Genomic DNA, 12,440 nt, shown 5'->3' with positions numbered 1-12,440 from the left:
TACAACTTTTAAGTAATGTTTTGCCAAAATCATGAAGTAAATTTAAAAAACTTTTCTAATTTATTAATTAGATTATTGCTATGTTAACAATTCCTTATTTTCATATTTTTGCTTAGTAATAATAATTTAAAAAAATATTATAATTAGAGGGATAAAAAAATAACAAGGAGAATTATGAAAAAAACAATTGATAATGTTAAATTAGCTGGGAAAAGAGTTTTAATTAGAGTTGATTTTAATGTTCCTATTAAAAATGGACAAATTACATCTAAAAAACGTATCGTAGCTGCTTTACCAACAATTAATAAAGTTCTAAGTGAAGGTGGGAAAGTAATTTTATTTTCACACTTAGGAAGAGTAAAAACTCAAGAAGATTTAGTAAAAGGTGACTTATCACCAGTTGCTCAAGAATTATCTTTACAATTAAAAAGAGACGTATTATTTGTTCGTGAAACAAGAGGGTTTTCACTAGAAGATACTATTAAAAACCAAAAACAAAATGAAGTTATTTTAGTACAAAACACAAGATATGAAGACTTAAATAATAAAGCTGAAAGTAAAAATGACGCTGAATTAGGAAAATACTGAGCAAGTTTAGGAGATGTATTTATTAATGATGCATTTGGAACAGCACACCGTGCACATGCATCTAATGTTGGAATTTCAAAAAACATTAAAGAATCTGCACTAGGGTATTTAATGGAAAAAGAAGTTAGTGCATTAAATAAAGCTATTCAAAATCCAAAACACCCATATGTAGCTATTATTGGTGGAGCAAAAGTATCAGATAAAATTCAAGTTTTAGAAAATTTAGTTAAAATTGCTGACAAAATGATTATTGGTGGAGGAATGGCTTATACATTTCTTAAAGCTCAAGGTCATTCAATAGGAACAAGCTTAGTAGAGGATGAATTTGTTGAATTAGCTAAAAAATTCTTAGCAGAACATGGTAAAAAAGTTATTTTACCTTCAGATCACTTATGTGCAAAAGAATTTAAAGATGAACCAGGAAAATTATTTGGTTTAGAAATTCCAGCTGATTACATGGGTCTTGATATTGGGCCTAAATCAATTGAAGCCTTTAAAGCAGTTCTTAAAGGAGCAAAAACAGTTGTTTGAAATGGACCAATGGGAGTTACAGAATTTGAAAACTTTAAACAAGGTACATTACAAGTAGCTCAAGAAATCGCAGCTCTTGATGGTGTTTATTCAGTTGTTGGTGGTGGAGATAGCGTTGCTGCTGTTGAAAAATTAAATATGGTAGAAAAATTCTCTCATGTTTCAACCGGTGGAGGAGCTAGTTTAGAATTACTTCAAGGTTTAGAATTACCTGGAGTTGTAGCCATCCAAGATAGAAAAAAATAATCAAATTTTAGATTTTAAAAAATAAAGTTCATTCTTTATTTTTTATTTATTTTTATGATTTTCTTTTTAAAAGTGGAATTTTTTTCATTTTACTAGACAGTGATTTTTATTAAAAACTTTCTTTATTAGACAATTTTTAAAAATTTTTTATGAAAAAAACATTTAAAATGCATATATTTTTTAATTTTGTCATATAACCGATATTAAATATGTTCTTATTTTATAATTATTGTGTTGAATAAGGAGAAATATGAAATTAAAAAATAAATTTAAATTAATGTCTTTATTTTTACTGACTGCTAGTCTTCCTGTAATTGCTATGTCATGTCAAACTAATAAAGATAAAACAAATACAACAACAGACCCTAAATTAAATGGTGATGGTTCTTCAAAAGTTATGGTTAAAGATGATTCTCAACCATTAGACTTTTTACCTCCAAAAGGTGAAGTTCCTGAAACTCAAACTGAAGCTAGAGCAGTTATGGAAGCTTTAATTAAAGATACAACAAACTGAGTAGCAGCTCCAAATGAACTACTACATAGCGCAGTAAAATGAGATGAAGTAAAAAAATTAGAAAGAAATGCCTTTGTTGAAGTTAAATATGTAACAACAGCTACTGGTTTTAAATTTACAACAGATAAGGATAAAGATTTAACTGCAGAAATTAAAGCTGAAAAACCTAAAGCAGAAGATCTTGCTTCATATGAATCAAGCGATGCTAAAGAAGCAACATTATTCTTTGATGGTGAAACACTATATATCTTTGGTAAAGAAAAAGCTGGAGAACCTAAATATAGAGTTTGAACTCAAAAAGAAACCTTAACAAAAGTTCAAAAAGCAACATTATTATTAGAAGACTTCCGTAACTATGCATTTAGTTTAGAAAATGTACACCACGCAAATAAAGTTAATCCAGTTATTTATTTAAGTGAAGTAAAAAGAATGTGACAAGAAATTTTAGCTATGTCAGATAATAAACTTTACATTACAAATAAAGAAAATGACGGACTAAAACAATTTTTAGGAAGAACACCACAAAACAAATTTTCAAACTGAAACTGAAGAGATATGCGTAAAGATGCTTACTTTAAAGTTGATGGAACAGTAATTAAATTAGATAAATACTTCCCAGACTTTAATAACGCAACAGTTATACCTCCACAAGATGAAATCTTAACATATGAAGAATCACTAAAATCATTTGTTAGACCAAAATCTCTTGAAACGCCACCACAAGATGAAAAATCAGAAATGGTTACATTCCACTTTGCTCTATACAAATTGGTAGATAACAACCCTGTAAAACATTATGGAGTTACAACATCAGAAGCAGAATTAGTTTTTGAAGATAAATAATTTTATTTAAAAAGTCGATGAAAATTCGGCTTTTTTTATATGAAAATTTATATAATGAAACGAAAATTTTATTACTTAATTTTCTTAAATATATTTTTTTATTAATTTTTTATAATTTTTTTATCAAAAAAAGCACTTTTTTGTTTTGTTTTCAACTATTTTTTGTTTTTACATGTTTTCATTTTACTGAAAAAATATAATCAAGGTGTGAAAAGAGGAAATATGAAAACCAAATTAAAAACAATATTTTTATCTACAATTTTATTATCTACAATTGGAGTTGTTTCAGTTGTTAGTTCTTGTCAAATGGATACAAACAAAAAAGTAAGTCCTAAAAAACCAGCCCCTGTCGATCCCGGAGAAAAAGATCCTGTTGCACCAGTTATTCCTGTTAAAACAGATGATGTTGCACCAGATTTTTTACCAAAAGATGGACAAGCACCAAAAAATGAAACTGAATTTAGAGCAGTTTTTGATAAATTAAGCAAAGAAGAAGGTAAATGGAAATCTCAAGAAGGTCAAACTGAATTTAAATGAGATGAAATCAAAAAATTACCTAGACATAAATTTATTGAAGTAGAACTTAAAAAAGAAGGTGAAGCTTATAAATTTGAATATAAAGAAAAACCTTTAACAACTAAATTGACATTAAGTACTCAAACATTATTTTCATTTAGTAATAAAGAAATGTCTGCTACTGCATTTTTTGATGGATCTAATTTAAGTATTTTTGGTAAAGAAACAAAAGAATCTACTGAATACTTAGTATGAAAAGGCACAACAAAATTAAGTGCAACCGATCTTGCTACATATGCTCTAGAAGACTTTAAAAATTACACATTTAATTTAGAAAACCTTCAAGATGCTAATAAAAATAATACTTTAATTTATTTAGTTGAAGTAAAAAGACTTTGAACTGAAGTGATGAATCATGCTGGTGGAAAGCTATATATAACAAATAAAGAAAATAAAGGACGTAATGAATTTATTCAAAGAAGTCCTAAAAATAGAGTAAGTGATAAAGATTATGACAGCATTCGTGAAGATGCATTTATTGTTGTAGAAGGTAAAAAAATAATGCTTAAAAATTACTTTAAAGCATTTAATAATGCTACAATCTTAAAACCAGAAGATCGTTTATTACCTTATTCTGAGTCACTAATTCCATTTATAAAACCAAAATCATTAGAAGCTCTTTCTCCTGAAGCTAAAAGTGATCAAGTTTATTTTGAATTTGCTATTTATAAGCAAACTGGTGATGAGCAACCGGTTAAAGAATACAAAGTTTTAACTTCAGATTACACAGTAGAATTAGAAGAACCAAAACTATAGATAAAAATAAAATAAAATCAAGCTCATTGCTTGATTTTATAATTTTTTAGATAAGTCTAAAAACTCAATTAAAGCTGAATTCATTTTTCCAAAACTTGTTTCTAAAAAAGTGTTTGAATTTTCCTTTTTATCCTTAAAATTAGACATAAAAGTTTCTAAAGGAAATTGATTATTGTTACTTTTTGTTAAGTTTTTTATTGATAAATTTAACTCATCAACAGATTTTTTGAACTTGCTATATTTTTCAATTAAATCTGTATTATTGCTTTGAGAAAAATCATTATTATTTTTTATTATATAATCAATTAATTCATTCATTTTTTTAGTTGCATTAATAGAAAATTTATTTGAATTTTCTTGATTGTATGTATCACTAACTAAAACATTTGCTCATTCATTTAAAATATTTCCTAGAGCATGAGTGTGTCAAAAGTTTAAAACATCAGCTTCATTTTTATCAGCGTTATTTACTAAAACGCTAATGTTATTATAATCAATGTTAAAGTTTGAATTAAATCAAGAACTTGAATAAACTTTGCTTTCTTTTTCAGGGCATGTAGAGCAAGTTTTTACTATTTTGTTAATTTTATTTTCTATTGTAGCTTTAATAGTTTTTTTATTTTCTTGATCAAAAATAAAAGAGTTGTTTAAGCTTAATTCATTATTAAGCAAGTCTTTATATTCATTTGAATCAGAATTTCAATCTCTAATTCTTTGTTGAACTATTTTTTCTAAGTCATTATTAATAAGAGCCATTTTTTGCATTCAAATATCAATTGATAAATCTTCTTTTTTATTAATTTCTTCTGCTGTATTTTCGTTAAAATTATTAAAAAATTCTAATTTCAATTTTTTAATATCGTCACTTATTTGACTCTCATTAAGGCTTTTTAGTATTTTTTTAAATTCATCGTAAGTTGCACTTACTACTTTTGCTTTTTGTGAAATATCAAAATAAAAATCATTTATAGCTTTAAAAGTATTTAAATTTTTATTGTTTATAAAATTATTAAAATTATCAAATCCGTCTTTAAATTTACGAGATATTTTAGAATGTAAACTTTGTAATTCTTTTTGCTCATTATTTAAATTTTTATCGAAACTTGATTGACAAGAACTTATTAATAAAGGAGATAAAATTACAGAAGATAACAATAAAAAGTTTTTTTTACTTTTCTTTAACATTTTTTTCCTCTTTTACAAGGTTATGAAGAGTTTTTATTTCTTTCATATTTAAACTTCTGTATTCACCCATTGGTATTTTATCAACTCCAATTCCAGCAAATTCAACACGTTTAAGATTTATTACTAAACGACCTACTTTAGAAAAAAGTTCTTTAACATGATGATATGTTCCTTGGGTTAATGTAACTAAATAACTTTTTGTGTCAATTTGTTCAACAACTTGCTTAGAAGGTTTTCCATTAATTAATTGTTCATTGTTTAATTCTTTTATATCATCCTTACTTAGTGGTTCATCTAAACGTGCTCTATATTTACGTATTATATTGTATTTAGGGTGAATAAGTTTATTACTTAATTCTCCATCGTTAGTTAATATTAAAACACCTGTAGTATCATAATCTAGTCTGCCTACTGGAAAAATTCTTAAATTTGTCTCAATAAGATCAACAACTTTTCTACGATTAAAATTGTCTTTTAATGTGCAAACAGTTTTAGAAGGTTTGTTTAAAACAAAATAAACCTTTTTTTCTTGGACTATTTCTTTACCATTTACTGAAATTTTGTCATTAAATGTAGCTTTTTGACCAATAGTTGCAACATCTCCATTAATTTTTACTAATCCTTTAGTTATTAATTCTTCTGCTTTTCTTCTTGAAGCAATTCCTGCTTGTGCTAATAATTTTTGTATTCTTTCCATGTTTATCCTAAGTTTAATTTATATATATTTTCTTGTTGTTGACTAAAATTAGTTCCTTTAGATTTTTCGTGTTCATAAGTTAACTTTAAAATTTCTTTAAATCCTTTTTCATAGTCACTTATGGCAATTTCTCTTATTTTTTGTATTCCAGGAAATTTTCTTCCTTCACATAATTTATCTGCTATATAAACTACTTTTTCTAGTCATGTTGCTTGTTTTTGTTCATAAACATTTGTAGTTGTGTGGTATTTTATAGCATTAATAATTTCATTGTCATCTATTTTATAGATGTTTTGGATTCATAGCGATCCACATAATTGGTGATATTCATGAGGTTTTATTTTGCTAATATCCTCATAAAAATTTCTTAAAAAATTTTCAAATGACTCTTTGGTTCATTCTTTTGCTATATCATGAAATAAAGCTGCATAATAAGATTTTTTAGCATCTAAATTATTTGCTTTAGCAACTTGTGCAGCAAATCTAGCAGCAGCATCTGAATGTTTAGCTCTTTTAGCACTTAGCATATTAAAAATTAAATCATGTGCATAAAGGAATCTTTTACCAATATAAGAAACTACTTCTGGTTCACAAATATCTAAGTAACCTTTTTTAAATTCAGTTGAAGAATAGTTAAAAAGAGGATTTTTAAGTAACATACCGTTGTATTTTTTTAAATTTAATTTATTTACATTTTTAGATCTTTTAAAAGCAACTATTTTTACTAATTGACTTATTTGCTCAATATCTTTTCATTTATTTAATTTTGGTAAATTATCGCTTCCTACCAGTAAGAATATTTCATCATTTGGATATTTGTTTTTAAAATATTTAATAGTATCAATCGAATAACTAACACCACCCCTTTTCATTTCAAATTCACTAATTTGACATTTTTCAGGCAAGACCAGTTTAAGCATGTTCAAACGGTCTTGATTATCAACCATTCTTTTTTTAGTTTTAAAAGGGGATTTATAAGCTGGAACAAAAAATAATGTATCTAAATTTAATTCCTTAATTGCTCAATTAGCAATTTTTGTATGACCTTTATGAATAGGATCAAATGATCCACCGAAAATAGCTATTTTCATATTCCTTCTTTCATATTACTTCAAAATAATAATTATTATAAATTTTATCTTATATTTTTCATTACATAGTAATGTTTTAAAAATTAATGTTTTTTAAAAATTGTATCTTCTAGTAAAAATTTACTCTGTGAGTGATCTTTAATTTTGTTTTTTTTGTATTCATACAGCGTAAATACACTTTTTTTGCCTGTTTTATAGTTAACTTGGTCAATTATTTTTTCTATTTTATTTTCTTTTTTTAAACTTGTAAATAAATTAGTTTTTTTATACAAATCAAAATAATTAATTAAATTACTTAGTTTAATTCCAATGCCAATAATTTTTTCTTCATTATAAACTTTATTAAATATTAAATTAGCAACTTCTAAAATTTCTTTATATTTGTTTATGTAACTTTCAAGTTTTACTTGTTTGTTGTTTCATCCTCGTCCTTTTTTTCTAATTAGTAAAGTTACTACATTTCCTACTAAATTTCGGTTATCTGCTCTAGTGCTAACTTTTAAAATTAAGGATTTTAATATGGCAAAAATATCTTCTCTAGTATCAAGCTCAAATGATTCAAATGTTAGAGAATTTCCAATAGATTTCAAATCATTATTTTCTGTTTTAACATGATCAGAACCTAGTCCTTTTGCTTCTATAATTAAGTCTTTTCCAACAATTCCAAGAGTATCGTTAATTAAAAAAGAATTAGATTCTTTAGTTGCTAAATCACCAATTGTTTTAAGTCCTATTTTTTCAAGTTTTTGTGCCGTTGATGAGCCTATACCATAAAATTTTTCTAGTTTTAAATGGTAAAAATGTTCAGCGATTTGCTCTTTAGTAGTTATTCCAATTCCAAAAGGTTTATTGATATTGGTTGTCATTTTTGCCAAAAATTTATTATATGAAATACCAATTGTTAAAGGTATTTTAAATAAATTTAAAACATCATTTTGTATTTTTTTAGCAATATCATAGGCTTTTTGGTATGAACTAGCAATATTTGTAACATCTATAAAACATTCATCGATTGAAACTATTTCAATTATTTTTGAGTATCTATTATGTAAATAATCAAAAATTTTGGATGATAAAAAAGTATATAGTTCAAAATGAGGTTCAACTACTACTAAATTAGGGACTGTTTGTTTAATTTTTCAAATTGAATCACCTGGTTTAAACTTTAAGTTTTTTAACTCATAACTTATCGATGTAGCAATAGCTCCTGAATGTTTTTTTCCAATAGCAACTGGTTTATTTTTTAGTTCCGGTCTTAGTGTTCTAGCTGCGCTTACAAAATACGAATCAAAGTCAACATGAAAAATAATTTTATGATTATAAGACATTATTTATATTTTATTAAATAATAAAAATTACTTACAAAATAAATAAAAATATGCCAAAGCATATTTATTCTTCAGTATTTTGTTTTTCTGATTTTTTCTTGTATGAACTTGATTTTGGTTGCTCAACACTTTGTGTAAAACGACATCTAGGAAAGTTGGTACATCCAGCAAATTGTTGACCTTTTTTATTGGTTCTAATTATTAATTGCGCTTCATCTTCTGGACATGGTTCCTCTAAATAAACTGGGACTAAAGTAGTTCGTTCCATTGTATTTGCTGCTTCATTTAGAGTTTGATCAAAACGGTTTCAGAAATCTTGCATAACAGGATTTTTTGCTAATTTACTTTCAGCTATTAAATCTAATTGTTCTTCAACTATAGCTGTATAGGTTTCATTTATTATTGTAGAAAATGAAGTAATTAATTTATCTAAAACAATTGTTCCAAATTCAGTAGGAACAAGAGATGAACCTTCATTTGTAACGTATTGACGATCTTTTAAAATTTTAACTGTAGTAGCAAATGTAGAAGGACGACCAACTTTTATTTCATCTAATGCTTCGATTAGTGATCCTTCTGTATATCTTGGTCTAGGTTTTGTAAAGTGTTGAGTAAAATTAAATTCTTTTACATCAACTTTTTGGTTTAATTCATAATTTGGGTCATTTAAAGTTTCTTCATAATCGTTATTTATTATGTAGTATCCTTTAAATTTTACTTTTGAAAATGACATTTTAAAAATGTGCTCTTGATTATTGAATGTATAAGATTTAATAGTTCTTATTGGTTGAGACATTAATGCTTGTAAGGTATTAATATAAATAGTTTTATAAACATTTAATTCGTAATTATTCATTTCAGGATATTTTTCTTTTGCTTTTTCTGGACTTAAAGATAAATCAGTAGGTCTAATAGCTTCATGGGCATCTTGGTCACCTGAAAATCCTTTAACATCACCTGCAACATATTCTTTTCCATAAACTTTTTCAATATATTTTTTTGCATTATCAATAAAAGTTTGACTTAATCTTGTGCTATCGGTACGTGGATATGAGATTAATCCACCATCACCATAACCTTCATATAATTTTTGTGCTGCTGATTGAGTTGTTGATGAGTTATAAGGACTTCTTTTATATAAAATAGCTTGTTTAAAAGGTGTTACTGCACCAATTTTTTTATCTTTTTGTTCTATATTATTTACTACTAAAAATTGATTATTTTTGTTTTCAAAAAACTTTTTAAATTCTTCAATTTTACTTGGTAAAATTCAGTCTCTTTTATCGCTATTAAATTCCATATTAACGTAGTTTGCAGTTAAATTAGCATCTAATTGCGCTGCTAAACGGTAAAATTCTTCTGGAATAAAAGCCTGTATTTCTTTTTCACGATCTGTAACTAATTTTAAAGCTATTGATTGAACACGGCCAGCACTAGGATTTGTTGGCGTATTTGACATTTTTCTTTTCATTAATTGACTAAGTCTAAAGCCAATAATTCTATCTAACATTCTTCTTGCTTTTTGTGCATCTACTAAATCAACATCGACTTTAGATGGTTTTGCAAGCGCATTTAAAATCGCTTCTTTAGTAATTTCATTGTATTTAATACGTTCATATTTATCATCTATTTTTAAATACTCAACTAAATGATCACCAATTGCTTCACCTTCACGGTCCGGGTCGGTTGCAATGTAGATTTTTTCAGCATCTTTGCTTAGTTCTTTAAGTTTTTTTACAACATCTTTTTTTCCAGTTTCAATGGTATAAAGAGGTTCTCAACTTTCAAAATCAATACCTAAACCATATAAACCAGTTGTTTTCATTTTTGCAATATGCCCTACACTTGCTACAACATTGTAATCATTTCCTAAATATTTTTGAATAGTAGCCACTTTGTTTGGTGACTCAACAATAACTAAAAATTTGCTCATAACTTAAATTTATCACATTATATAAATTTCTTATAAATAAATTTTAAGTGGAAATTAACCTATTATTTATATATAATAATGTGTTAAGTCGTTTTGTTTGATTTAAACATATTTAAATAAAAAAGATTTTTTTAGAAAAATATCATTATTTATGTGAAAAAAAGATATTAATTCAAAATATAAATAGAATTTTAATTAATATTAATAATTTAAACAATAAAATCACACTTGATTAATTTTTATACAAATTAATAAATTGTGTGATTTTGTTTTAATGGTTAGTTAAAAGATATTTTTTTTAACTATTTTAAAAAAATAATTTTTATTTTGCTTTATTTTTAGTCACCATAAAGTTCTAAAAATGGATTATGAGACTCTTCAAAATTTAAATATTTTTCTATAAATTTATTTGCAGGTTTGAAATAAATTAATGGAGGGAATGATTCATCTTTTATGTATGGTTCATATATTTTGTTTAAAGCAGCTATGTTTAATTCGTAAGCTAGTTCAGGGTTTTCATACTTAGTATCTCTTTTAACTGTATGATAAGAAGAAGGAACTGGAAAGTTTTCTGGATTAACAAATTTTGTAGCTTGATTTAAAGAAATTCCTAAAGTTGAACTTATTAAGTGTAACATTGATACTAAAACGGTACTTGATGGTTGTGCACCTATCAATGTTGTTCTAGGGCTAGTGTTATATGATTCAAAATCTTCTTTTCAAAATAAACTTGATTCTTTTCCATTTCTTAATTCATTTGCTTCAAATAATAAAATGTTTTCAAAGCTTACATCTGATTTTAAAACAATTGGACTAGTTACTCCTGGAGCAATTGTGTTAATGTAAGTTAAAGTTTCTTCAATATCTTTAAAATATGGGTGTAATTTAAAAATTCAGTTATATTCACTCTGTGGATATTTGACTAAAAATCCTTCAACAACTTTTTTAAGCTCATAGTGTGCAAAAGGTAAATCTTTAAATCTTAACACCTCTCTAGTTTTAGTATCCTTGTGTATAAAAAGAGACGAACCAGATCATATAATATTTTTCTTTGTTTTGTCAAATTTGTCTTTATTGTGTGTAATTAAGGAATTAAAGTTATCTATTTGTAATCCAGTTACTTGTTTCTGTAGTTTTATCAATTTTCCTTTTAAATTTAAATCTTCATCTACTTTATAAAAATCTAATGGTGAGTTTTCAATTTTTACTACATTATCTTTTTTAGAACTAAAACTAGTTGAAGAATATAATCTTATTTTGTTATTTAATTTAATATTTTTAAGTCATTCAGGTAAATTTGAATCTAGACTAAGAATTTTAAATCTTTTTATTAAATCATCTTTGAACGAATTTGCCTCTACTATAGGATTAATTGATTCAGCTAACGAGTCATAATTGCTATTAATTTGATTTAAAAAGTCACTATAACCTAAAGCATTACCATCGCTTATAAAAATTAATTTATTTGCATGTTGTGCAATAAATTTCCACAACTTAGTATCCTTATTTGACTCTATTCAAGATAAATCAGGAATATAAAAGTCAAATTTTTGCTCAGGATTCTTATTTAATCATCTTTTTAAATATAAACTTAATTGTTCAACAGACGTTTTTGATTTATTGTCTTCAAAAAATCTTTCATATGGCATGTCAAGACTCATATCAATTTGATTTAAATTATTTTGAATAATTAATTTTTTATTTTCATTAAGTAAATTTGAAAAATCAAATCTTTGTTTTTCTTTATTAGCATAATTATAGACATTTTGGTCAATTAAAAGCAATATTCCATTGTTTTCTAATTTTTCTATGTTTGTTCCTTTTGTCATTTCTAACTGTGCAATCATGTTCATAAAAATACTCAAATAAACTTGTGATGCATTTCTACTTAAAAAAACAGTAGGAACATCATTAGTTGCTGAATCTAATATTTCTTGATAATACGCATCATAGTTATTAGAAATTATTTTTTCATCTTTAAAATAGCGTAATTGGTCTAATTTTTTGTCTGCGGTTATAGCCTGACTTTTGCAAGAAATTAATGACAAACTACTCAGTCCTAGCGCTCCTAATAACATCAATTTTTTTATATTTTTTTTCATTTTTTAACCTCGATTTATATCTAAAATATTATATTAAATTTTTTTAATAT

The 12,440-nt window shown here is 25.5% G+C and carries 9 protein-coding genes; 3 read left to right on the top strand and 6 right to left on the bottom strand.

All coding sequences use genetic code 4. The features are described from left to right. The first annotated feature begins 174 nt into the window (after positions 1 to 174). From MALL_RS00315 to MALL_RS00305, 3 genes are all read left to right on the top strand, one after another. Positions 175 to 1,365, top strand: coding sequence for a phosphoglycerate kinase (locus tag MALL_RS00315; protein ID WP_005683141.1), 1,191 nt, complete (start codon positions 175 to 177; stop codon positions 1,363 to 1,365). 250 nt (positions 1,366 to 1,615) lie between these two features. Further along, complete coding sequence (locus tag MALL_RS00310) at positions 1,616 to 2,722, top strand: hypothetical protein (protein ID WP_005683070.1); 1,107 nt, start codon at positions 1,616 to 1,618, stop codon at positions 2,720 to 2,722. A 222-nt stretch (positions 2,723 to 2,944) separates the two neighbouring features. After that, entirely contained in the window at positions 2,945 to 4,054 is a 1,110-nt protein-coding gene (locus MALL_RS00305) for a hypothetical protein (protein WP_005683071.1), read from the top strand. A 36-nt stretch (positions 4,055 to 4,090) separates the two neighbouring features. Here the strand turns inward: MALL_RS00305 and MALL_RS00300 are convergent, their stop codons facing one another. From MALL_RS00300 to MALL_RS00275, 6 genes are all read right to left on the bottom strand, one after another. Further along, positions 4,091 to 5,239, bottom strand: coding sequence for an MAG0770 family lipoprotein (locus MALL_RS00300; protein WP_005683097.1), 1,149 nt, complete (start codon positions 5,237 to 5,239; stop codon positions 4,091 to 4,093). Then, entirely contained in the window at positions 5,223 to 5,936 is a 714-nt protein-coding gene (locus MALL_RS00295; protein WP_005683068.1) for a pseudouridine synthase, read from the bottom strand. Before MALL_RS00295 ends, MALL_RS00300 begins: the two co-directional genes overlap by 17 nt. Before the next feature lie 2 nt (positions 5,937 to 5,938). Further along, positions 5,939 to 7,027: a nicotinate-nucleotide adenylyltransferase gene (locus MALL_RS00290; protein ID WP_005683130.1), complete on the bottom strand. Its 1,089-nt coding sequence runs from the start codon at positions 7,025 to 7,027 to the stop codon at positions 5,939 to 5,941. Positions 7,028 to 7,110: 83 nt separating this feature from the next. Then, positions 7,111 to 8,355: a Y-family DNA polymerase gene (locus MALL_RS00285; protein WP_005683092.1), complete on the bottom strand. Its 1,245-nt coding sequence runs from the start codon at positions 8,353 to 8,355 to the stop codon at positions 7,111 to 7,113. A 64-nt stretch (positions 8,356 to 8,419) separates the two neighbouring features. Further along, positions 8,420 to 10,288, bottom strand: a complete 1,869-nt coding sequence (gene topA, locus MALL_RS00280) for a type I DNA topoisomerase (RefSeq protein WP_005683117.1) — start codon at positions 10,286 to 10,288, stop codon at positions 8,420 to 8,422. 338 nt (positions 10,289 to 10,626) lie between these two features. Further along, a complete protein-coding gene (locus MALL_RS00275) occupies positions 10,627 to 12,390 on the bottom strand; it encodes a hypothetical protein (RefSeq protein ID WP_005683101.1) in 1,764 nt (587 codons plus the stop codon). Positions 12,391 to 12,440: the final 50 nt, after the last annotated feature.

Origin of the sequence: Mycoplasmopsis alligatoris A21JP2, assembly GCF_000178375.1 — a bacterium.
Taxonomy (GTDB): domain Bacteria; phylum Bacillota_I; class Bacilli_A; order Mycoplasmatales; family Metamycoplasmataceae; genus Mycoplasmopsis; species Mycoplasmopsis alligatoris.
Note: the sequence above shows the minus strand (reverse complement) of the source record. Positions and strands in the feature narration are given on the sequence as shown.